Consider the following 22,548-nt stretch of genomic DNA (forward strand, 5'->3'; position numbering starts at 1 on the left):
GAAAGGAACTGGCGTTGTCGCCTCGTTTACGCGGTTCCAGCAGTGCCAGCGCACTGCTGAAAATACCGCAGATACTGCTTGGTGAGCTAGAGAACCGCGAAGGTTCCTTGCGCTTTGGCCACCAGCTTGTCGCCCTGGACTACGTCGGCGTCGACCACCAGCGTGCGCCGCCCGGCGTGCAGCACGCGGGCGGTACACAGCACTTCGCCGTCGCTGACGGCACGCATGTAGTTGATCTTGCACTCGATGGTGACGCTTTGCTGGTCAAAGCCATGGCTGGCCGAGCAGGCCAGGCCCATGGCGATATCCACCAGGCTGAAAATCGCCCCGCCGTGCAGCTTCTGGCCACGGTTGCGCAAATGTGGCTCGAGCGCCAGGGCTACCTCGGCAACACCGGTGTCCAGGTGTTGCAGGCGGCAGCCCAGAAGCTGGCTGAAGGCGCTTTCGACGTATTCACGTGGTACGTCCATTACTTCTTCTTCAACTGCTTTGCGTTGGCGAACAGGGCTGCCATGGCGTTGTTGGCCGGGGCGGCAGTGGCGGTTTCGCGCTGACGCGGTGCCTGCTGCTGGCGATTGCCGCCATTGCCACGGTTGCCACCGCGGTTGCCTTCGACCTTCTCGCCCGGGGTGTCGCTCATGCGCATGGACAGGCCGACGCGCTTGCGCGGGATGTCCACTTCCATGACCTTCACCTTGACCACATCGCCGGCCTTGACCGCTTCACGCGGGTCTTTGACGAACTTCTCCGACAGCGCCGAGATATGCACCAGGCCGTCCTGGTGCACACCGATGTCGACGAAGGCACCGAAGTTGGTAACGTTGGTCACCACGCCTTCGAGGATCATGCCCGGTTCCAGGTCCTTGAGGTCTTCGACGCCGTCCTGGAAGGTGGCGGTCTTGAATTCCGGACGTGGGTCGCGGCCGGGCTTGTCCAGCTCTTGCAGAATGTCGGTGACGGTTGGCAGGCCGAAGGTCTCGTCGGTGAACTTTTTCGGGTCCAGGCGCTTGAGGAAGCTGCTGTCACCAATCAGCGAGCGGATGTCGCGGTCGGTATCGGCGGCAATGCGCTGCACCAGCGGGTAAGCCTCAGGGTGCACCGCAGAGGCGTCCAGCGGGTTGTCGCCGTTCATCACGCGCAGGAAGCCGGCGGCCTGCTCGAAGGTTTTCTCACCCAGGCGGCTGACCTTTTTCAGCGCTGCACGGGTGGCAAACGGACCATTGGCATCGCGGTGGGCGACGATGTTCTGTGCCAGCGTGGCATTGAGGCCGGAGATGCGTGTCAGCAGCGCCACCGAAGCGGTGTTCACGTCCACGCCCACGGCGTTCACACAGTCCTCGACTACCGCGTCCAGGCCACGTGCCAGTTTCAGCTGGGAGACGTCGTGCTGGTACTGGCCGACACCAATGGATTTCGGGTCGATCTTCACCAGTTCGGCCAGCGGATCCTGCAGGCGACGGGCGATCGACACGGCGCCGCGTATCGACACGTCCAGGTCCGGGAACTCGCGGGCGGCCAGTTCCGATGCCGAGTACACCGAAGCACCGGCTTCGGAGACCATGATCTTGGTGATTTTCAGGGCTGGATATTTCTTGACCAGCTCGGCCACCAGCTTGTCGCTTTCGCGGCTGGCGGTGCCGTTGCCGATGGCGATCAGTTCCACCGAGTGTTTGGCGCACAGTGCGGCCATGATGGAAATGGTGCGGTCCCAGTCGTTCTTCGGCGCGTGCGGGTAGACCGTGGTGTGGTCCAGCAGCTTGCCGGTTGCGTCGACCACGGCGATCTTGCAGCCGGTGCGCAGGCCCGGGTCGAAGCCCAGGGTGGCGCGCGGGCCGGCCGGTGCGGCCAGCAACAGGTCGTGCAGGTTGTGGGCGAACACGTTGATCGCCTCGCCTTCGGCATTGTCGCGCAGCTCGCCGAACAGATCGGTTTCCAGGTGGGTGTACAGCTTGACCTTCCAGGTCCAGCGCACCACTTCACCCAGCCACTTGTCGGCCGGTCGGCTGCGGTTTTCGATACCGACGTGGTTGCCGATCATCAGCTCGCACGGGTGCAGGGTGCCGGGCAGTTCTTCGCCTACCTTCAGCGAGACGCTCAACACGCCTTCGTTGCGCCCGCGGAAGATCGCCAGGGCACGGTGCGACGGCGCAGTACGCAGCAGCTCGTCATGAGCGAAGTAGTCGCGGAACTTGGCACCTTCTTCTTCCTTGCCAGCCACGACGCGGGCGCTGAGCACGGCCTCCTGCTTGAGGTAGCTGCGCAGCTTGTCGAGCAGGGCGGCGTCTTCGGCAAAGCGCTCCATCAGGATGTACTTGGCGCCTTCCAGCGCGGCCTTGACGTCGGCCACGCCCTTTTCGGCGTTGACGAAGCGTGCGGCTTCGCTTTCCGGGGCCAGGGTCGGGTCGTTGAACAGGCCATCGGCCAGTTCGCCAAGGCCGGCTTCCAGGGCGATCTGGCCCTTGGTGCGGCGCTTCTGCTTGTACGGCAGGTACAGGTCTTCGAGGCGGGTCTTGGTGTCGGCCAGCTTGATCTCGCGGGCCAGTTCCGGGGTCAGCTTGCCCTGTTCCTCGATGCTGGAAAGGATGCTGGCGCGGCGCTCGTCGAGTTCGCGCAGGTAACGCAGGCGCTCTTCCAGGTGGCGCAACTGAGTGTCGTCAAGGCTACCGGTCACTTCCTTGCGATAGCGGGCGATGAAGGGCACGGTCGAGCCTTCGTCCAACAGGCTCACGGCCGCCTCGACCTGCTGCGGGCGTACGCCCAGTTCCTCGGCGATACGGCTGTTGATGCTGTCCATGTAAACCACCTGACATTTGTGAATACGGGGGTCGCCTGTGGGCCTTTTGCCCGGCGGCGCTGGATGAAAGCCGCGCATTATACCCATCGCAAACGGCTTGCGGTGATGGCGCCCGGCCAGCCGGAACTGGCGCCGGGGGAAAAATCTGCTAACAATGCTCACGCAACGTGCAGCAATGGCTACGCCATAATGCGCGGCGATATCAGAGGAGTTATTCATGACCGGCACGCCAAACACCGCTGAAGGTGACAAGATTCTCATCGTCGACGACGATCCGGGGCTGAGCAGCCTGCTGGAACGTTTCTTCACCAGCAAGGGCTACCGTGCCCGTGCAGTGCCCAACACCGAGCAGATGGACCGCCTGCTGCAGCGCGAGGTGTTCAACCTGGTGGTGCTCGACCTGATGTTGCCAGGTGAGGACGGCCTGTCCGCGTGCAAGCGCCTGCGCCAGCAGAACAACCAGATCCCGATCATCATGCTGACCGCCAAGGGCGACGAGCTCAGCCGCATCAAGGGCCTGGAGCTGGGCGCCGACGACTACCTGGGCAAACCGTTCAACCCGGACGAACTGATGGCCCGGGTCAAGGCTGTGCTGCGCCGCCAGGCGCCGAGCGTGCCGGGAGCGCCGGGCAGCGAAGACGAGTCGGTCACCTTCGGTGACTATGAGCTGTCGCTGGCCACTCGCGAGCTCAAGCGTGGCGACGAAGTGCACATGCTTACCACTGGTGAGTTCGCTGTGCTCAAGGCCCTGGTGATGCACGCCCGCGAGCCGTTGACCCGCGACAAACTGATGAACCTGGCGCGCGGCCGCGAATGGGATGCGCTGGAGCGCTCCATCGACGTGCAGATTTCGCGCCTGCGTCGCATGATCGAGCCGGACCCGTCCAAGCCGCGTTACATCCAGACCGTCTGGGGCGTGGGCTACGTGTTCGTACCGGACGGAAACGCCGGAAAATGATGCCTGGACGTCGATGAAAACACCGCTCTGGTTTCCGCAAAGTTTCTTCGCCCGCACCCTGTGGCTGGTGTTGATCGTCGTTCTGTTCTCCAAGGCGCTGACCCTGGTCTACCTGCTGATGAACGAGGACGTGCTGGTCGACCGTCAGTACAGCCATGGTGTAGCGCTGACCTTACGTGCCTATTGGGCCGCTGACGAAGAAAACCGCGACAAGATCGCCGAGGCGGCAGGCCTTATCCGGGTGACCGGCTCGGGTGTGCCCGAAGGTGAGCAGCATTGGCCTTACAGTGAAATCTACCAACGGCAGATGCAGGCCGAGTTGGGTGAAGACACCGAGGTGCGGTTGCGCATTCATGCGCCTCCGGCGTTGTGGGTCAATGCGCCAAGCCTTGGCCCAGGTTGGCTGAAGGTGCCGCTGTACCCGCACCCATTGCGCGGGCAGAAGATCTGGAACGTGCTGGGCTGGTTCCTGGCCATTGGTTTGTTGTCCACCGCCTCGGCGTGGATTTTTGTGCGCCAGTTGAACCAGCCGCTCAAGCGCCTGGTGTTCGCCGCCCGCCAGCTTGGCCAGGGGCGCAGTGTGCGCCTGCCGATCAGCGATACTCCCAGCGAGATGACCGAGGTGTACAAGGCGTTCAACCAGATGGCCGAGGATGTCGAGCAGGCCGGGCGTGAGCGCGAGCTGATGCTGGCCGGGGTTTCCCACGACTTGCGCACACCACTGACGCGGCTGCGCCTGTCGCTGTCGTTGCTGAACAGCGACAACGAGCTGAGCGATGACATGGTTCGCGATATCGAGGACATGGACGCGATCCTCGACCAGTTCCTGGCCTTCATCCGCGATGGCCGTGACGAGCCGGTGGAAGAGGTCGACCTTGCTGATCTGGTGCGTGAGGTGGTGGCTCCGTACAACCAGCCAGAAGAGCGCGTGCGCCTGTGCCTGGAGCCGATTCCACCGTTCCCGCTGCGCCGGGTTTCGCTCAAGCGCATGCTGGGCAACCTGATCGGCAACGCCCTGCACCATGCTGGCAAGGGGGTCGAGGTGGCTGCCTATGTGTCGGGTGACGAGAGTGCGCCGTATGTGGTGCTCAGCGTGCTGGACCGCGGCACCGGTATCGACGAGTCGGAACTGGAAACCATCTTCAACCCGTTCATTCGTGGTGACCGGGCGCGGGGTGGCAAGGGCACCGGGCTGGGGCTGGCGATCGTCAAGCGGATTGCTGCGCAACATGGCGGGAATGTGGAGTTGCGCAACAGGTCTGGCGGCGGGATCGAGGCGCGGGTCAGGTTGCCGCTGGGGCTGCTGCTGCCGCGTAATGCTGTGTAAGGCTCACCGGCCTCTTCGCGACTAAAGCCCTACAGGGTTTGTGCAGTACCTGTGGGGCTTCAGCCGCGAAGAGGCCGGTATAGGCTTGAATCAGCCTTTGCCCTTGGTCCGGGTCTGATTGGGCCCGCCATTCTTCTCCAGGTGCTCGATGATCATCCCGGCGACGTTCTTGCCGGTGGTGACTTCAATGCCCTCCAGCCCCGGCGACGAGTTTACCTCCATCACCAACGGCCCGTGGTTGGAACGCAGGATATCCACACCCGCCACGCTCAAGCCCATCACCTTGGCCGCCCGAATGGCGGTGATGCGCTCTTCAGGGGTGATTTTTATCAGGCTGGCGACGCCACCCCGATGCAGGTTGGAGCGGAACTCGCCCGGCTTTGCCTGACGCTTCATTGAGGCAATTACCTTATCGCCTACCACGAAGCATCGAATATCTGCGCCACCGGCTTCCTTGATGTACTCCTGAACCATGATGTCCTGCTTGAGGCCCATGAACGCTTCGATCACCGACTCGGCCGCCTGGGGGGTTTCGCACAACACCACGCCAATGCCCTGGGTGCCTTCCAGTACCTTGATCACCAGCGGGGCACCGTTGACCATCTGGATCAGGTCGGGGATGTCGTCCGGCGAGTGGGCGAAACCAGTGATCGGCAGGCCGATGCCGCGCCGCGACAACAGCTGCAACGAGCGCAGCTTGTCGCGCGAGCGGGCAATGGCGACCGACTCGTTGAGCGGGTATACGCCCATCATTTCGAACTGGCGCAGCACCGCGCAGCCATAGAACGTAACCGAAGCACCTATGCGCGGGATCACTGCATCGAAGCCTTCCAGCGGCTTGCCACGGTAGTGGATCTGCGGCTTGTGGCTGGCAATGTTCATGTAGGCCCGCAGGGTATCGATCACCACCATTTCGTGGCCACGCTGGGTACCGGCTTCGACCAGGCGGCGGGTGGAATACAGACGCGGATTGCGCGACAGCACAGCGATCTTCATGCAGCACCTGTGACAGGGGAAAGGGTGGCCGGGAAGGCCGGTTTGTCTTGTACGTACTTCAGGCCGGGGTTGACCACCAGCTGGCCGTGTATCAAGGCCTTGGAGCCAAGCAACAGGCGGTAGCGCATGCTCTTGCGGCAGGCCAGGGTGAACTCCACCTCCCACACACCATCACCCAGCGCCAATGACGTGCGGATGACGTAGCGAGTCTGGGCGTGGCCGTTGGAGCTCTTGATGGTCTTCATGGTCACCAGCGGTGCCTCGCACCGGCGGTGACGCAACTGCACCACCGAGCCCAGGTGCGCAGTGAAGCGAACCCAGGGCTGGCCGTCGCGCTCGAAGGGTTCCACCTCGGTGGCATGCAGGCTCGACGTGCTGGCACCGGTGTCGATCTTGGCGCGCAGCCCGGCCACGCCGAGGTCAGGCAAGGCGACCCACTCGCGCAGGCCGATCACAGTCAAATGGTCAAATGTCTTCACGAAGCGCACCCTGCGAATGAGGTGGTGAACTTTAAGCACGGCGGGGACTTTTTGCATCCGTATGTGAAGGTAGTACAGTTCGATGAAAGACAGAATCCGAGGTAACGGGATGGCACAAAAAGCCGAAGACGACGACAAGGTTCGCCTGGACAAATGGCTGTGGGCGGCGCGCTTCTACAAGACCCGAGCGCTGGCCAAGGCGGCGATCGAGAGTGGCAAGGTGCATTGCCGGGGCGAGCGTTGCAAGCCAGGCAAGGAGCCGCGGGTGGGCGACGAGTTCGTACTGCGTACCGGGTTCGATGAGCGCACCGTGGTGGTGAAGGCGCTGTCGATGGTGCGTCGTGGTGCCCCGGAGGCGCAGACGTTGTACGAGGAAACCGAAGAAAGTGTGCGTCGCCGTGAACAGGCCGCTGAGATGCGTAAGGCCGGGGCCATGGGTGTGACCACCGATGGCCGGCCGACCAAGAAGCAGCGTCGGCAGATCCACCAGCTGCATGGAAGTTACGATTGAATGGGGCTGCCGTGCAGCCCCAGGCACCTAACGGAGCACCGCCATTCGCCCGACCAGCGGTAGCGTGGACAGCAGCTTGAACAACGGCGCTGTCCAGCGCATCAACGCCTCGCTGCCTTTGGCCGCCAGCGGCGTGTAGTAGCTCCAGCCCAGCGCCAGCACCGCCATCAGCAAGCCGCCGATGTAGTCGTCCTGCCCCCAGTGGGCACCTGCTACCAGGCGCGGCAGCATGAACAGCAGCGCCAACCCCCAGACAACCAGGTACTGCAAAAGGCCGCGGCTGAACACGCTCATGAACAGCGCCCAGATCAGCAGCACCGAGGCGTGATCACCCGGGAAACTCTTGCTGGAACGGTCCTTGAGTTCCCAGGCAGCCTCCAGGTTCGGGTAATAGTCACTCAGGTGCACGACGTCGTCGAAGATCATCGATGGGCTCTTGTGTTGCCACCCGGCTGCATCCACCCACTTGGAAAACAGCGCGCGAATCACCACTAAGAGGAGTAGCGTGACCAGAAAGCCGAAAAATGCCTGGCGAACCTGAGCGGCCTTGAACACCCAGTCACCACGAATGAGCACAGCCAGCAGGATCAGGCCGACGACGATGTCGAACGGGCGCAGGCTGCCGATGGTCCAGATGTAGCGCCAGGTGGTGTTATCGGCCAGCGGCGCGTTCAGGCTGCGGAATAGCCATTCGTCGAAAGTCAGGCACAGGATCTGGCCAATGGGCCATAACCAGAAACACAGTAGAGCGATGGGAAGCAGCGTACAGGCTGCCAGCGGCCCCCAGGACCACCTTGCTTGGAACAGTGGTCGATTGTCCATAAAATACCTCTATTGCAAACAGAAATCGGAGCGCCGTGTGAGCGCTCTGTCATGGGCTCTCGCAGGTTCGCGATAACCCTTGTAACCATTTTGTCATCATTTTCAGATAGCCAAAACCTATGAGCGAATTGCCTGATACCGATTTCACCCAACGTTTCATCTTCGACGAGCGCGATGTGCGCGGCGAGTGGGTGTCTCTCGATGACAGCTACGCCGCAGTGTTGGCGCGTCATGAGTACCCCCAGCCGGTCAAGGTGCTGCTCGGTGAGTTGATGGCCGCCACCGCCTTGCTGGTGGGGGCGATGAAGTTCGATGGCCTGCTGATTCTGCAGGCGCGTTCGGCTGGGCCGATTCCGCTGCTGATGGTGGAGTGTTCCAGCGACCGCGAAATCCGCGGCATGGCCCGCTATGAAGCGGACCAAATTCCGGCCGGTGCCACCCTGTCGCAGCTGATGCCCGACGGCCACCTGACCCTGACCATCGACCCGGTCAAGGGCCAGCGCTACCAGGGGACCGTCGACCTCGATGGCGCCAACCTGTCGGAATGTTTCACCAACTACTTCGTTCAGTCACAGCAGCTCAATACCCGTTTCTGGCTCAATGCCGAAGGCGGCAAGGCACGTGGGCTATTGCTGCAGCAACTGCCGCGTGATCGCCAGCCGGATGATGAAGAGCGCGAAGACAGCTGGCAGCACGTAGTGGCCCTGGCCAAGACGCTCAAGCCCGAAGAGTGGACAGAGGGCAACGAAACCCTGCTGCACCGCCTGTACCACGAAGATGCCGTGCGCCTGTTCGATATCCAGCCGCTGCGCTTCAATTGCAGTTGTTCGCGGGAACGCTCCGGCAATGCGCTGGTCAGTCTGGGCGAGCACGACGCCAAGGCGCTGGTCGAAGAGTGTGGCGGGACGGTAGAGATCGATTGCCAGTTCTGCAACGAGCGCTACTTCTTCGATGCCAGCGACGTGGCGCAACTGTTTGCGGGTGGCGGCACTGACGTGGCCTCAGAAACTCGTCACTGAAACGTTAAAGCACAGGACAATCTCCTGCCGAATTGCGCAAAAGCGCAGTTCTGACAGGAGGGGCCTACTTTTTTTGGGCGTTTCTGGCATAATCCGGCCACTTTTTTCGCTGTAGTAGTTTTTTCAAGACAACTACAAAACGTTTGGAGCACTCGGCCTCGGGCCGGATGGGGTATCTCATGACGCAAGCCAACAACACCGTGTACACCGACCTGAGCGTCGATGAGCTGGTAAAAGAAGCGCTGCAACGCGGTGAAGGCGTACTAGCCGATACTGGCGCACTGGTCGTGGAGACTGGTCACCGTACTGGCCGTTCGCCGGCTGACCGTTTCATCGTCGAAGAACCTTCCACCCAAGACGCCATTTCCTGGGGCCCGATCAACCGCAAGTTCCCGGCTGACAAGTTCGATGCCCTGTGGGCTCGCGTCGAGGCGTTCAACAACGCACAGGATCACTTCGTTTCCTATGTTCACGTAGGGGCTGCAGCCGAGCACTACCTGCCGGTGAAGATGACCACCCAGACTGCCTGGCAGAACCTGTTCGGTCGTTGCCTGTTCATCAACCCGGAGCAGTTCAACCCGGCTGGCCGCGACCAGTGGCAGATCCTCAACGTCGCCAACTTCGTGTGCGAACCAGAGCGTGACGGCACCAACTCCGATGGTTGCGTGATCATCAACTTCGCCCAGAAGAAAGTGCTGATCGCTGGCATGCGCTACGCCGGTGAAATGAAGAAAGCCATGTTCTCGGTGCAAAACTTCCTGCTGCCGGCTGCCGACGTACTGCCTATGCACTGCGCGGCCAACATCGGCGAAGAAGGCGATGTGACCTTGTTCTTCGGCCTGTCCGGCACTGGCAAGACCACCCTTTCAGCTGACGAAAGCCGTTACCTGATCGGTGACGACGAGCACGGTTGGGGCGAAGGCGTTGTCTTCAACATGGAAGGCGGCTGCTACGCCAAGTGCATCGACCTGTCCGAGAAGAACGAACCGGTCATCTGGAAAGCCATCAAGCACGGCGCAGTACTGGAAAACGTCGTTCTCGACGCCAACAAGCACGCTGACTACACCGATGTCAGCCTGACCCAGAACAGCCGTGCGGCCTACCCGCTGGAGCACGTTGCCAAGCGTTCGGAAGCGAACCTGGGCGGCGAGCCTAACGCAGTGATCTTCCTCACCTGCGACCTGACAGGTGTTCTGCCACCGGTGTCGATCCTGAACAACGAGCAGGCGGCCTACCACTTCCTGTCCGGTTACACCGCGCTGGTCGGTTCCACTGAAATGGGCTCGGGCGGCGGCATCAAGTCGACCTTCTCCACCTGCTTCGGCGCACCGTTCTTCCCGCGTCCGGCTGGCGAGTACGCCGAGCTGCTGATCAAGCGCATCAACGGTTTCAACTCCAAGGTCTACCTGGTCAACACCGGCTGGACTGGTGGTGGCTACGGCGTTGGCAAGCGCTTCAGCATCCCCACCACCCGTGCCGTGATCGCTGCGATCCAGAGCGGTGCACTGGTCGGTGCCGAAACCGAGCACCTGGACATCATCAACCTGGACGTGCCGAAGGCCGTTCCGGGCGTTGAAACCGAACTGCTCAACCCGCGCACCAACTGGGCTGACAAAGCGGCCTACGACGAGGCTGCCAAAGGCCTGGCCAAGCTGTTCATCGAAAACTTCAAGAAGTTCGAAGTTTCCGACGCCATCAAAGCCGCTGGCCCGCAGCTGTAAGCTGAGCTCAGCCGCAACGAGAAAGCCGCCCCAGAGGGCGGCTTTTTTGTAGTTTGCAGGAGCGGTTTGCCCACGAAGGGGCCCGCATAAGCAGCGAAAGTCAGGTTTTTCTGTTTCACTGTCAGCATCCATTGCGAAGACAAGAGTCAGCCAGATGACCGAAGCCCCTCAGCGCACTGCCTTCTCCCACTTCCACCCGATCCTCACCCGCCCCCAGGACAACGACCTGAACGGCCACATCGCCGGTGCAACGGTGCACGGCTTCTTCGAAACCGCGATACAGGCGTTTCTCGTCGAGCAGGCCGAACTGGATCTGCGACACGGTGAACTGGCCGCCTTCGTGGTCAGTTCGGCTGCGGATTTTTACGCGCTGCCGGGCTTCCCGGACTTGTTGGAGGTGGGGCTGGGAGTGACGCGCCTGGCGGGCAGCACGGTTGAGTACCGGCTGGCGCTGTACCGTCCGGGCGAGCCGGACGCGTGCGCGGCAGGCACGGTGGTGCAGGTGTTCATCGAGCGCGCCAGCGGCCGGCCTGTGGCGTTGCCAGAGGCGCTGCAGGTGATCCTGTCTGGCCTTATGCTGGAGCGACAGGCATAAAAAACCCCGCTGGCAGGGGCGGGGTTTGTTGCCGGGGCAGGGCCCTCAGGCGTTAGTCGCGCCAGTGGCGCTTGTGCTTGCGGTGGCCATAGTGGCGGCCACGGTCCCAGTGGCGACGGTCGTCGTAGTCGCGACGGTAGCGGCGATTCTCGTGGCGCTCGTCGTCGTCGGCCTTGTTGCCCATGTAGTTACCCAGTGCACCACCGGCGCCACCGCCGGCTGCTGCGCCAATGTAGCTACCAGTGGTGCCGCCGACAGAGCGGCCGACCACGTTACCGCCAGCGGCGCCCAATGCGCCACCGATGGCTGCTTCACCGCGCTGGTGCTTGTCGGCACCTACCGCACTGCCGGCTGCGCCGCCCAGGCCTGCGCCGATCGCGCCACCTGTGCTACCGCCAATGGACTGGCCCACGACAGAACCCAGTACCCCACCCAGTGCGCCGCCAATGCCGGCCTCGGTGGTGCCGCCTGCCATGGCAACGCCGCTGAGCAAGCTGAAAGACAACAACAGAATCGAGGAGTACTTCTTCATCGAGAGAGCCTCATAGGGATGACGAGGCGAATTTGAGGCTAAGAGGCGTGGCTGGCAACGGAAATCCGACGAGTAACACGAGTTGTACACAATTCTCTAACTAGCTGTATTTACTATGAAACTTTATCGTTTTCAGGCTGTCTGAGACCCTTATGACAAAGCCCTGAACCGCCACGGAACAGGGCTTTTTTCATTTTTACAGGATGCGCCCGTCGTCGCGCGCGCGCTCCAGCTTGATGGCAATGAACTTCGATGTTGGCGTATGGCTACCAACGCCAATGCTCTCTAGCGGCACCAGCGGGTTCACCTCCGGGTAATACGCCGCCGCCTGCCCGGCAGGGATGTCGAAGGCCAGCAGGGTAAAGCCTTGCACCCGGCGCACATGCTCATCCCCCCACAACGAAACGATGTCGACCTTCTGTCCCGGCTGGAAGCCCAGGCGGATGATGTCGGCTTCGTTGGCGAACAGCACCTCGCGCTGGCCGCGCACGCCGCGGTAGCGGTCGTCCAGGCCGTAGATAGTGGTGTTGTACTGATCGTGCGAGCGCATCGACTGCATGATCAGGTCTGGCAACTGGCCGCTGGCGCGTACGCGTTCGTCAAGCAGCGTGTCGGGCAGCAGGTTGGCCTTGAAGTTGGCGCGGCCGGTGCTGGTTTCCCATTCGCGGCTGGCCGCGCTGTTGCCCAGATAGAAGCCCCCCGGGTGACGCAGGCGCTGATTAAAGCCGCTGAAACCGGCAATGGTATCGCCGATCAGGTCGCGGATACGGTCGTAGTCGGCCACCAGCCAGTGCCAGTCCACCGGTTGTTTGCCCAGCGTGGCGGCGGCAATGCCGGCGATCACCGCAGGCTCCGAGCGCATTTGCGTCGACAGCGGCTTGAGTTGGCCGTTGGAGGCGTGGACCATGCTGAACGAGTCTTCCACCGTGACTGCCTGCGGCCCGTCGGCCTGCAGGTCGATGTCGGTGCGGCCCAGGCACGGCAGGATCAGTGCCTGCTTGCCATGGACCAGGTGGCTACGGTTGAGCTTGGTGCTGATGTGCACGGTCAGCTCGCAGTTGCGCAGCGCCTGGGCGGTACGCTCAGTGTCGGGTGTGGCCTGGGCGAAGTTGCCGCCCAGACCGATGAAAACCTTGGCCCGGCCATCGAGCATCGCGTGAATGGCTTCGACGGTATTGTGGCCATTGCGCCGCGGCACGGGGAAACCAAAGCGCTTTTCGATGGCATCCAGCAGCGCCTCTGGCGGGCGCTCGTTGATGCCCATGGTGCGGTCGCCCTGCACGTTGCTGTGGCCGCGCACCGGGCACAGGCCGGCCCCGGGCGCGCCGATGTTGCCGCGCAGCATCTGCAGGTTGACGATTTCCTGAATGGTCGGCACCGAATGACGGTGTTGGGTGATGCCCATCGCCCAGCACATGATCACCCGCTTGCCCCGGCAGTACATGCGTGCGGCCAGTTCGATGTCGGCCAAGGTGAGGCCGGACTGTGCCTGGATGTGCGACCACGGCGTGGCGTCCACCACGGCCAGGTACTCGTCGACACCATGGCCATGTTCGGCGATGAAGGCGTGATCGAACACGGCCGGTTCGCCGTTGGCCTGGGCTTCACGTTCCCATTGCAGGACGAACTTGGCCATGCCGCGCAGCATCGCCATGTCGCCACCCAGGGCTGGGCGGAAGAAAGCGGTGTTGGTCGGGCGGTCACTGTTGGTCAGCATTTCCAGTGGGTTCTGGGGGTGCTGGAAGCGCTCCAGACCACGCTCCTTGAGCGGGTTGATGCACACCACCTGGGCGCCACGTTTTACCGCATCGCGCAATGGGTCGAGCATGCGCGGGTGGTTGGTGCCGGGGTTCTGGCCCCAGACAAAAATGGAGTCGGCGTGCTCGAAGTCGTCGAAGGTGACAGTGCCCTTGCCGACCCCGACGCTTTGCCCCAATGCCACGCCGCTGGCCTCATGGCACATGTTCGAGCAGTCAGGGAAGTTGTTGGTGCCGTAGGCGCGTACGAACAGTTGGTACAGGTATGCCGCTTCGTTGCTGGCACGTCCCGAGGTATAGAACTCGGCCTGGTCAGGGTTGGCCAGCTTGTTCAGCTCGCGGGCGATCAGGGCGAAGGCGGCATCCCAGCTGATCGGCAGGTAACGGTCGCTTGATGCGTCGTAGACCATCGGTTCGGTCAGGCGCCCTTGGTACTCCAGCCAATAGTCGCTCTGCTGCAGCAGCGAGGTGACACTGTAACGGGCAAAAAAGGCAGCATCGACACGGCGCTTGGTAGCTTCCCAGTTCACCGCCTTGGCGCCGTTCTCGCAGAACTTGACCATGCCGCTTTCTGGCGAATCACCCCAGGCGCAGCCGGGGCAGTCGAAACCACCGTTCTGGTTGGTCTTGAGCAGGGCGCGAATGTTTTTCAGCGCGTTATCGCTGCCGACCCAGGCCTTGGCCACGCTACGCAGCGCGCCCCAACCGCCGGCGGGGCCGTGGTAGGGCTTGTAGCGAGGGGGGGAGGCTGGGGCGTTGTCCGGAAGAGGTTGGTACGAGGTCACGACTGTTACGACTCCGCCGCTGGGCTGTAGACCCGCGGTGCGCTGTGCTTGGGCAAGTGGATAAGGTTGAGGTTGTGTTTGCGCGCCCATTGCAGGGCAAGGCCGGTGGGCGCTGACAGGCTGACCAGGGTCTGGATGCCGGCACGCAGCACCTTCTGGATCAGCTCCAGGCTGCAGCGGCTGGTGACAATTGCCAGGCCGCCTTGGCTGTCGATGCGCTGTCGCAGCAGGGCACCGATCAGTTTGTCTAGGGCGTTGTGCCGGCCGATGTCTTCGCGGCCGAGCAGCAGTTCGCCTTGGCGGTCCATGAACAGTGCTGCATGCACGGCGCCGCAATGCTGGCCCAGTGGCTGGAAGGCGTCGATGCGCTCGCGCAGGCCGACCAGCCACTGGGCCGGGGGCAGGGGCGCACCCGGCAACACGGCCAGATCTGGCAGCGCCTGCTCCAGGGCTTCGACCCCGCACAGGCCGCAACCACTGGTGCCGGCCAGTTGGCGGCGCTGGTTTTTCAGGTTCCAGAACGCCCGGCTGGAAATTTCCAGGTCGGCGTACATTGCCGAGCCGCTGCCGGAGAGCTTGAGGTCGTAGATTTCTGCGGTGCCTTCGACAATGCCGCTGCCGACGCTGAAACCGACGGCGAAGTCTTCCAGATCGGTAGGGCTGACCAGCATCACCGCCTGGTTGAGGCCGTTATAGACAATGGCCAGGGCCACTTCCTCGGCCAGCGGGGTGCTGTCGCGTTTGGCGTCGCTCAGCTGGACGTAATCGTAGGTGTTGCTGGCGGCGGGCATGGACAAGGGCGATGAGGCCGCGCAGACCGGAGGCTTGCTGTTCATCGGGGTGCTGAATACCGGCGGCTTTCTGATAGCACAAGCCTAGGCGTGCGGGCCGGCGGCGTCTAATCGCTAGGGTCTATGCCTTGATAGACCGCGTCGATTGGTCGCACAGGGCGAGAGTGGTAAAGCTGGCCTAGACTCCTGTGTCCGAGGTTTCGTCAACAAGGAGAGCGCAATGAGCCTGTTCAGTTTCGTGAAGGAAGCCGGCGAGAAGTTGATCGACCTGCTGACCCCTGGCAACGCCAATGCCGAAGAGCAGCTTAAGAAACACGTGGAAGCTGTCGGCCTGGGCAACCCGAACATTAGCGCCACTGTAGAAGGAGACAAGATCATCCTCAAGGGTGAAGTGGCCAGCCAGGAAGAGAAGGAGAAGATCATTCTGGCGGCGGGCAACATCAGTGGCGTGGCCAGTGTCGAGGACCAGATCACCGTGACCGGGCCGATAGTCCAGGTGGCAAGGTTCGTTACTGTGAAATCGGGCGACACACTTTCAGCCATTGCCATGGTCGTGTATGGCAATGCCGGCCAGTACAACAAGATTTTCGAGGCTAACAAGCCGATGCTCAAGCACCCGGACAAGATCTATCCGGGGCAGGTGCTGCGTATTCCTGACTGATCGCTAAAGTCTGTACAGGCCTCTTCGCGGGCGCGCCCGCTCCCACAGCTACAGCGCCAGCAGTGAATGTGGGAGCGGGCCTGCCCGCGAATGGGGCCTCACAGGCCTTCCAGTAACGCCCGGTAATCCTCGACCGCTGCAAACTCTTCGGTATCTCGTGGTTGTGCCTGGCTATCGGGCTGGCGCACCGCCAGCAAGTGCCCCACACCAAAGCGCCGTGCACTGCGCAGAATCGCCAGCGTGTCGTCGATGAACAGGCTGCGCTCCGGCTCGAAGCCGATATCCGCCTGCAAGGCATCCCAGAACTGCGGGCTTTCCTTCGGGTAGCCATAGTCGTGCGAGCTGATCAGCCGCTCGAAGTACGGTGCCAGCTCCACCCGTTCCAGCTTCAGCGACAGCGAGTCTCGGTGGGCATTGGTGATCATCACGACACGCTTGCCGGCCTGGCGAATCGCCGCCAGAAAGGTATCGGCATCCGGGCGCAGGGCAATCAGGTCGGCAATTTCCCGCTTCAGCTCGCGAATGGGCAGGCGCAACTCGCGGCTCCAGAAGTCCAGGCAGTACCAGTTCAATGTGCCGGCATTGCGTTCGAACAGCGGTTGCAGCTCCATTTCCGCCATGGCCCGGCTTACACCGTGCAGCTCGGCATAGCGCTGAGGCAGGTGGTCCAGCCAGAAGCGGTTGTCGTAATGCAGGTCGAGCAGGGTGCCATCCATGTCCAGCAGGACGGTATCGATGGCAGACCAGGGAAGAACAGGCATGGGAAACTCTCGATCAGTCGGCAAGCCACGGTATAGTAACCCGTTCACGCCAAGGAGCCGCCCCATGCGCCAGAAACCCACCGTACTCAGCCGCGAAATTGTCGCCAGCAGCCGCTTGTTCCGCGTCGAAGCCGTACAGTTGCGCTTCAGCAATGGCGCCGAGCGCACCTATGAGCGTCTGGTGGGCCGGGGTAACGGCTACGGCGCGGTGATGATCGTGGCCATGCTCGATGCCGAGCACGCTGTGCTGGTGGAGGAATACTGCGGTGGCACTGATGAATACGAGCTGTCTTTGCCCAAGGGCCTGATCGAGCCGGGCGAAGACGTGCTGGCGGCAGCTGACCGGGAGCTCAAGGAAGAAGCCGGTTTTGGCGCACGCCAGCTGGAGCACCTGACGGAACTGTCGCTGTCGCCGGGCTACATGAGCCAGAAGATTCAGGTGGTGCTGGCCAGCGACCTGTACGAAGAGCGCCTGGAAGGCGATGAGCCCGAGCCGATGCGGGTCGACAAGGTCAACCTGCGTGAGTTGTCGGCCTTGGCCATGCATCCGCAGTTCACCGAGGGTCGCGCCTTGGCGGCGCTTTACCTGGCGCGTGACCTGCTGATTCAGCGGGGGCTGCTGGAGCTATGAACGACCTGCAACTGATGCACGAAGTGGTCAAGCTGGCGCTGACGGCAGGCGAGGCAATCCTGCCATTCTGGCGCGCCGATGTCGCGGTGACCAGCAAGGCCGACGATTCGCCGGTTACCGCCGCCGACCTGGCGGCACACCGGGTAATTGCCGATGGCCTGCTGGCGCTGGCGCCACAGATTCCGGTGCTGTCCGAAGAGGACTGCAATATTCCGCTGGCCGAGCGCCAACGCTGGAGCCGCTGGTGGCTGGTCGACCCGCTGGATGGCACCAAGGAGTTCATTGCTGGCAGTGAGGAATTCACAGTCAACATCGCCCTGGTCGAGAACGGCGAAGTGGTGTTTGGCGTAGTGTCGATGCCGACCAATGGGCGCTGCTACTTCGGTGGGCGCGGCCTGGGTGCCTGGCGTGCTGATGCTGGCGAGGCCGCCCAACCGATCCAGGTACGCATCGCACCACCGGAGGGCGAGCGTTTTACCGTGGTTGCCAGCCGTCGGCACTCCAGCGCGGAACAGGAAGCGCTGTTGTCCGGGCTTGGGGCTGCGGTGGGAGAGCTGGAGCTGGCAAATATCGGCAGCTCGTTGAAGTTCTGCCTGTTGGCCGAGGGCAGCGCCGATTGTTATCCGCGCCTGGCGCCGACTTCGCAGTGGGATACTGCAGCGGCGCAGGGCGTGGTGGAAGGGGCCTGCGGCGAGGTGATCGGGCTGGATGGCTTGCCATTCCGGTATCCGCCGCGCGAGTCGTTGCTTAACCCGTATTTCCTGGCATTGCCCGCCAATGCTGCATGGCGCCAGGCCTTCCTGAACCTGATTTGACGGAGTCTCAGCCTACCCTGTGGGAGCGGGCGAGCCCGGGAAGCATGCACCGCGGTGCGGGGCACCGGCTTCGCCGGTGTTCGCGGGCCTGCCCGCTCCAACAGGTTTTGCGCCAGCCTTTGGGGTTTGTGCAGCGCGGTTGCTTTCAGCGGCTGCTGGGCTAGCGGTGCAAGACGTACTGGCCGCTGAACCTCACCGCCGGCTCGTCACTGCCGTCATTGCTCACCGTGGTCTCCAACGTCAACCGTGCCCGCCCACGCCGCTGGTACAGGGCCAGGAATCGCTCCCAGGTCTTTTCGTCGGGCGCTGCACAACGCGCCACTGCCGTACCGGTCACTGGCAACGGGTAGCTGATCTGCCCTTCCTGGATAACGATGTGCCCGTCATCGATCCCCAGCTCACGCAGGCGCAGGTGCAGCCAGCCCCAACCCACCAGCACTGCTGCGCAGTACAGGCTGCCACCGAACATGGTGCTTTTGTGGTTGACGTTGGCCGCCAGCGGCAGTTGCAGGCGCAGGGTGTGCTGCTGCCAATCGATCACTTCCAGGCCCATTTCGCGGGTCAGGGGGATGTCGCTGTGCAGTACGGACTGCAGGTACTGACTAACGGTGCTCATTAACGGTTGTCCTCTTGATCATCATGCCCGCCGCTACCGCCGTCGAAGTTCAAGCCGTGCTTGCGCAGCTTGTCATGCAGGGTTTTGCGGGGGATACCCAGTGCTTCGGCCAGGCTCCGCATGGAGCTGTGTGGCTGGGCCAGTTCGGCAGCGATCAGCGAACGTTCGAACTGCTCGACCTGCTCGCTGAGGTTGCCGCTCAGCATGGGAGCTGCCGGTGCTGCTGCCGAGGGTGCCTGGCCATCCAGTGCCAGTTCCAGGCCAAGGGCGAAACGCTCGGCGGCGTTCTGTAGCTCGCGGACGTTACCTGGCCAGTCATGACGCAGCAGCAGGGCGCGTTGCGCTGGCTGCAGCGCATGCGGCGACAGGCCGTGGCGTTGGCTGGCAGCATCGGCGAAATGCTGGAACAACACCAAAATGTCGTCCCCGCGTTCGCGCAGTGGCGGAATACGCAGCGGCGCCACGTTCAGGCGGTAATACAGGTCCGCGCGGAATCGCCCTTGGTCGGCAGACTGACGCAGGTCTTCCTTGGTGGCGGCTATGATGCGGATATCCAGCGGGATCAACTGGTTGCCGCCCAGGCGTTCGACAACCCGCTCCTGCAGCATGCGCAGCAACTTCACTTGCACATCCAGGCTCATGCTCTCGATTTCGTCGAGGAACAGCGTGCCGCCGTTGGCAAATTCGAACTTGCCGATACGGCGCTTCTGCGCGCCGGTAAACGCACCGGGCTCGTGGCCGAACAGCTCGCTCTCGACCACCGACTCGGCCAGCGCGCCGGCGTTGATCGCCACGAACGGCCCTTCGCTGCGACTGGACAGGTCGTGAAGGGCGCGAGCCACCACCTCTTTGCCAGCGCCGGTCTCACCCAGAATCAACACATCGGCACGGGTGCCGGCCAAGGCGCCGATCTGCTCGCGCAGGCGCAGCATGGCCGGTGAATGGCCGACCAGGCGGGTTGCCAGTTGCTGGCGGTCGCTCAGTGCCAGACGCAGGCTACGGTTGTCCAGCACCAGCCGGCGCAAGGCCAGGGCGCGGCGTACGCTGTCGAGCAGGGCGTCTGTGGCAAAGGGTTTTTCCAGGAAGTCATAAGCCCCGGCGCGCATCGCCTGCACCGCCAGCGGCACATCGCCATGGCCGGTAATCAGCAGCACCGGCAGCTCGCTGTCACGGCCGTGCAGTTGTTCCAGCAACTGCAGGCCATCGATGCCCGGCATGCGGATGTCGCTGACCACCACGCCTGGCCAGTCGGCCTCGATACGCTCGGCCAGGCCTTGAGCTTCGGCCAGGGCGACTACCTTGAGCCCGGCCAGGTCCAGGGTCTGGCTCAAGGCTTGGCGCAGGTGGGGGTCATCGTCCACCAGGATGACCTGGGCTCGGCTGTCGAACAGTGTCTCGGTGGTCATGCCGAGGGGTCCTCCGAATTGGGCAAAGTAGCGCCAGACGCGGCCACACGCAGCTGGAGGGTCAGCATTGCGCCACCTTCCGGGTGGTTGGCCAGCAGCAGTTCACCGCCCAGGGCGCGCATCAGGCTTTCACAGATGGCCAGGCCCAGGCCCAGGCCCTGTGTACGGGTCTTGGTGGTGAAGAACGGCTCCTTGGCATGCTCCAGAGCCTGGCGGCTGAAACCGGGGCCATTGTCACGGATGTACAGGTAGACGCAGTCATCACGCTGCTCGGCACTTAGCCACAGGCGGCGCGGATTGGCTTTTTCGGTCAGGGCGTCGAGGGCATTGGCCAGCAGGTTGCCTAGCACTTGGCGCAAGCGGGTCTCGCCGGCCTGTACCCACAAGGTGGCTTCCGGCAGGTCGCGTATCAGCTCTACGGCCATCGCCCGGCGGCGCTTGGCCAGCAGCGCCAGGGCATCGTCCAGGGCCGGCTGCAGAGCCACGCTCTCTGGGGCATGGCGGTCACGACGGGCGAAGGCACGCAAGTGGGCAATGATCGAGGCCATGCGCCCTGTCAGTTCGCCGATCAGCTTGAGGTTGCCGCGGGCGTCTTCGGTACGTTGGTGGTCGAGCAGGATCTCGGCGTTCTCCGCGTAGCTGCGGATGGCGGCCAGAGGCTGGTTCAGCTCATGGCTGATACTGGCCGACATGGTGCCGAGCACCGACAGCTTGCCGGCCTGCACCAGTTCGTCCTGCGCACGCACAGCCTCCTGCTGAGCGTTTTCGCGCTCCAGCACGGCATTTTTCAGGCGGGTGTTCAGGCCTTCAAGGTCGGCGGTACGTTCGGCCACGCGCTTTTCCAGTTCCTGGCGGCCACGGGCTTCGAAGTCGATGCGGTCGATGTAATGGCGCCGCCGTTGCATCACCAGACCGGCCAGCAGCATCAGTACCAACAGCGTACCGGCACCGATGGCCATTACCGTCTGCACCGAGCGATCAACCAGCGTGCGCGGGGCGAGGATGCTGACTTGCCAGCCGGTTTCCTTGATGTCGCGGGTCTGTGTGATCCAGGCCTGCGGGTTGAGAACCAGTGGCTGTGGGGCCTGGGTCGGATAGGGCTGGATGGCGATGATGGCCTGGCGCTCGGCGTCGGTCAGCGTGCGGGTAGCACGGAAGCGCCAGTCGGGCCGCGAAGTCAGGATGACCACGCCATTGTGATCGGTCAGCAACAGCTGCTCGGGTGTACGGCCCCACAGGGTTTCGGTGTGGTCGAGATCGACCTTGACCACCAGCACACCGACGATCCGCTCGCGGTCCCGCACGGCCGCGGCAAAGAAGTAGCCGCGCTTGGCCGAGGTGGTGCCCTGGCCGAAGAAGCGGCCCAGATGGCCGGCCATGGCTTCGTTGAAGTAGGGGCGGAAGGCGAAGTTTCGCCCGACGAAGGTGTCGTGCTTGTCCCAGTTCGAGGCGGCCAAAGTGTTGCCGCTGACGTCCATCAGGTACATCACCTCGGCACCGGTCTGTTGCACGATGTCCTTGAGCAGGCGGTTGGCGTTGGTCACCGCTTCCAGGCGGAACGGGTCGGCCAGCACGCCACGCAGCGCCGGTAGGTCGCCGAGAATTTGCGGCAAGGTCTCGTAGCGGTGCAGGGTGCCGAGCAGGTTGGCGACATACAGGTCGAGTGTCTGGCGGTTCTGCGAGGCCAGCTCATCCTGGTAATAGCGCTCGGCCAAGTGATGCAGGGGCCACAGCAATGGAGCCAGGCTCAGCGCCAGCAGGGCCAGGCTGCGCCAGCGGGGACGGCGTGGGGGCGTGGGTTTTGCAATCATCACGTAAATGCGCCAGAAAAGTCTGACGCAATTATGCGCTAGTTAAGGCAGCAGTTCCGCCTCTGCCAATGTCAGGCCCACCTTGTCCTTGTCCGATAACAGCGGTGGCTGCTGCAGCCCCCAGTCGATGTCCAGCTGGGGGTCGTCCCAGCGGATACAGCGGTCAGCACCCGGGTTGTAGTAGTCGGTGGTCTTGTAGAGGAACTCGGCCGATTCACTCATCACCGCAAAACCGTGGGCGAAGCCAGGTGGAATCCACAGCTGGCGATGGTTGTCGGCCGACAGGTGCACCGCGACCCATTTGCCGAATGTTGGCGAGCTTTTGCGCACGTCCACGGCGATATCGCGGATTTCCCCGTGCACCACGCGCACCAGCTTGCCCTGGGTGTTTGCCACCTGGTAGTGCAGCCCACGGAGCACGCCCTTGATGGAGCGCGAGTGGTTGTCCTGAACGAACTCCACGTTCACGCCGGTTTGCTGTGAGAACTCACGGGCATTGAATGCCTCGAAGAAGAAACCACGGCTGTCAGCGAACACCTTTGGCTCGATGATCAGTACTTCAGGTATTGCTGTAGGGATGATGTTCATAGCGGCTCGCTGGCCCGTCGCTCAAGTATTGACCCTAGTCGGCCTTGCCGGAAATTTCCGCGCGTAGCTGTAACAGGATGCATAAGGGATGGCTATGGTAGACGGCAGGCAGTTCCTTTAACCAGACCAGCCCTAACGATTGCCGATTGTTATCGATTTAAGTTCGCCGTGA

22 protein-coding genes are annotated in these 22,548 nt (G+C 62.8%); 9 read left to right on the plus strand and 13 right to left on the minus strand.

The genetic code is table 11. The annotated features are described in order from the left end of the window. Positions 1-86 precede the first annotated feature (86 nt). Both GST84_01290 and GST84_01295 read right to left on the minus strand, forming a co-directional pair. Positions 87-470 carry a hotdog fold thioesterase gene (locus GST84_01290; GenBank protein XGB11064.1) on the minus strand — a complete coding sequence of 128 codons (384 nt, stop codon included), beginning with the start codon at positions 468-470 and terminating at the stop codon, positions 87-89. Continuing rightward, positions 470-2,794 (minus strand): S1 RNA-binding domain-containing protein, encoded by a 2,325-nt coding sequence (locus GST84_01295; protein ID XGB11065.1) that lies wholly within the window; start codon positions 2,792-2,794, stop codon positions 470-472. Before GST84_01295 ends, GST84_01290 begins: the two co-directional genes overlap by 1 nt. A gap of 217 nt (positions 2,795-3,011) precedes the next feature. On the opposite strand from GST84_01295, the gene ompR reads away from it, so the two are divergent. Then, the gene (gene ompR / locus GST84_01300; protein XGB11066.1) at positions 3,012-3,752 is read left to right on the plus strand and encodes a two-component system response regulator OmpR; all 741 of its coding nucleotides are present in this window, start codon (positions 3,012-3,014) and stop codon (positions 3,750-3,752) included. Between the two features lie 13 nt (positions 3,753-3,765). Then, complete coding sequence (locus GST84_01305; protein XGB11067.1) at positions 3,766-5,079, plus strand: HAMP domain-containing protein; 1,314 nt, start codon at positions 3,766-3,768, stop codon at positions 5,077-5,079. A gap of 90 nt (positions 5,080-5,169) precedes the next feature. Here the strand turns inward: GST84_01305 and rimK are convergent, their stop codons facing one another. Then, positions 5,170-6,075 carry a 30S ribosomal protein S6--L-glutamate ligase gene (gene rimK, locus GST84_01310; GenBank protein XGB11068.1) on the minus strand — a complete coding sequence of 302 codons (906 nt, stop codon included), beginning with the start codon at positions 6,073-6,075 and terminating at the stop codon, positions 5,170-5,172. Then, complete coding sequence (locus tag GST84_01315; protein ID XGB11069.1) at positions 6,072-6,554, minus strand: ATP-dependent zinc protease; 483 nt, start codon at positions 6,552-6,554, stop codon at positions 6,072-6,074. Before GST84_01315 ends, rimK begins: the two co-directional genes overlap by 4 nt. 109 nt (positions 6,555-6,663) lie before the next feature. Here GST84_01315 and GST84_01320 point away from each other — a divergent pair, with 109 nt between their 5' ends. Next, positions 6,664-7,065 carry an RNA-binding protein gene (locus GST84_01320; GenBank protein XGB15691.1) on the plus strand — a complete coding sequence of 134 codons (402 nt, stop codon included), beginning with the start codon at positions 6,664-6,666 and terminating at the stop codon, positions 7,063-7,065. A gap of 27 nt (positions 7,066-7,092) precedes the next feature. Here the strand turns inward: GST84_01320 and GST84_01325 are convergent, their stop codons facing one another. Next, entirely contained in the window at positions 7,093-7,887 is a 795-nt protein-coding gene (locus tag GST84_01325; protein ID XGB11070.1) for a phosphatase PAP2 family protein, read from the minus strand. A gap of 119 nt (positions 7,888-8,006) precedes the next feature. Between GST84_01325 and GST84_01330 the strand changes: the two genes are divergently transcribed. The 3 genes from GST84_01330 (at position 8,007) to GST84_01340 (ending at position 11,222) form a co-directional block, all read left to right on the plus strand. Further along, positions 8,007-8,906 carry an Hsp33 family molecular chaperone HslO gene (locus GST84_01330; GenBank protein XGB11071.1) on the plus strand — a complete coding sequence of 300 codons (900 nt, stop codon included), beginning with the start codon at positions 8,007-8,009 and terminating at the stop codon, positions 8,904-8,906. A gap of 179 nt (positions 8,907-9,085) precedes the next feature. Further along, positions 9,086-10,627: a phosphoenolpyruvate carboxykinase gene (locus GST84_01335; protein XGB11072.1), complete on the plus strand. Its 1,542-nt coding sequence runs from the start codon at positions 9,086-9,088 to the stop codon at positions 10,625-10,627. Positions 10,628-10,781: 154 nt separating this feature from the next. After that, a complete protein-coding gene (locus GST84_01340; GenBank protein ID XGB11073.1) occupies positions 10,782-11,222 on the plus strand; it encodes an acyl-CoA thioesterase in 441 nt (146 codons plus the stop codon). Between the two features lie 52 nt (positions 11,223-11,274). On the opposite strand, the gene GST84_01345 is transcribed toward GST84_01340, so the two are convergent. The 3 genes from GST84_01345 to fdhD form a co-directional block, all read right to left on the minus strand. After that, the gene (locus GST84_01345) at positions 11,275-11,754 is read right to left on the minus strand and encodes a hypothetical protein (protein ID XGB11074.1); all 480 of its coding nucleotides are present in this window, start codon (positions 11,752-11,754) and stop codon (positions 11,275-11,277) included. Between the two features lie 196 nt (positions 11,755-11,950). Continuing rightward, positions 11,951-14,296 (minus strand): FdhF/YdeP family oxidoreductase, encoded by a 2,346-nt coding sequence (locus tag GST84_01350; GenBank protein ID XGB11075.1) that lies wholly within the window; start codon positions 14,294-14,296, stop codon positions 11,951-11,953. A 5-nt stretch (positions 14,297-14,301) separates the two neighbouring features. Next, entirely contained in the window at positions 14,302-15,132 is an 831-nt protein-coding gene (gene fdhD, locus GST84_01355; protein ID XGB11076.1) for a formate dehydrogenase accessory sulfurtransferase FdhD, read from the minus strand. Between the two features lie 175 nt (positions 15,133-15,307). Between fdhD and lysM the strand changes: the two genes are divergently transcribed. Beyond that, positions 15,308-15,748: a peptidoglycan-binding protein LysM gene (lysM, locus tag GST84_01360; protein XGB11077.1), complete on the plus strand. Its 441-nt coding sequence runs from the start codon at positions 15,308-15,310 to the stop codon at positions 15,746-15,748. A gap of 98 nt (positions 15,749-15,846) precedes the next feature. On the opposite strand, the gene GST84_01365 is transcribed toward lysM, so the two are convergent. Then, complete coding sequence (locus GST84_01365) at positions 15,847-16,509, minus strand: GMP/IMP nucleotidase (GenBank protein ID XGB11078.1); 663 nt, start codon at positions 16,507-16,509, stop codon at positions 15,847-15,849. Between the two features lie 64 nt (positions 16,510-16,573). Between GST84_01365 and nudE the strand changes: the two genes are divergently transcribed. Next, positions 16,574-17,140, plus strand: a complete 567-nt coding sequence (gene nudE / locus GST84_01370; GenBank protein XGB11079.1) for an ADP compounds hydrolase NudE — start codon at positions 16,574-16,576, stop codon at positions 17,138-17,140. Continuing rightward, positions 17,137-17,955 carry a 3'(2'),5'-bisphosphate nucleotidase CysQ gene (cysQ, locus tag GST84_01375; GenBank protein ID XGB11080.1) on the plus strand — a complete coding sequence of 273 codons (819 nt, stop codon included), beginning with the start codon at positions 17,137-17,139 and terminating at the stop codon, positions 17,953-17,955. Before nudE ends, cysQ begins: the two co-directional genes overlap by 4 nt. Before the next feature lie 160 nt (positions 17,956-18,115). Here the strand turns inward: cysQ and GST84_01380 are convergent, their stop codons facing one another. Genes GST84_01380 through rfbC form a run of 4 tightly spaced genes read right to left on the minus strand, consistent with a single transcriptional unit; the run spans position 18,116 to position 22,376 of the window. Continuing rightward, positions 18,116-18,571, minus strand: coding sequence for a thioesterase (locus tag GST84_01380; GenBank protein ID XGB11081.1), 456 nt, complete (start codon positions 18,569-18,571; stop codon positions 18,116-18,118). Continuing rightward, positions 18,571-19,977 carry a response regulator gene (locus GST84_01385; protein XGB11082.1) on the minus strand — a complete coding sequence of 469 codons (1,407 nt, stop codon included), beginning with the start codon at positions 19,975-19,977 and terminating at the stop codon, positions 18,571-18,573. Before GST84_01385 ends, GST84_01380 begins: the two co-directional genes overlap by 1 nt. Further along, on the minus strand, positions 19,974-21,788 hold the full coding sequence (locus tag GST84_01390; protein XGB15692.1) for a GHKL domain-containing protein: 1,815 nt from the start codon (positions 21,786-21,788) through the stop codon (positions 19,974-19,976). The genes GST84_01385 and GST84_01390 overlap by 4 nt, the downstream gene beginning before the upstream one ends. Before the next feature lie 42 nt (positions 21,789-21,830). Then, the gene (rfbC, locus tag GST84_01395; protein XGB11083.1) at positions 21,831-22,376 is read right to left on the minus strand and encodes a dTDP-4-dehydrorhamnose 3,5-epimerase; all 546 of its coding nucleotides are present in this window, start codon (positions 22,374-22,376) and stop codon (positions 21,831-21,833) included. Between the last annotated feature and the right edge of the window lie 172 nt (positions 22,377-22,548).

The sequence above is a fragment of the Pseudomonas putida genome (assembly GCA_041879295.1).
Classification (GTDB): domain Bacteria; phylum Pseudomonadota; class Gammaproteobacteria; order Pseudomonadales; family Pseudomonadaceae; genus Aquipseudomonas; species Aquipseudomonas putida_Y.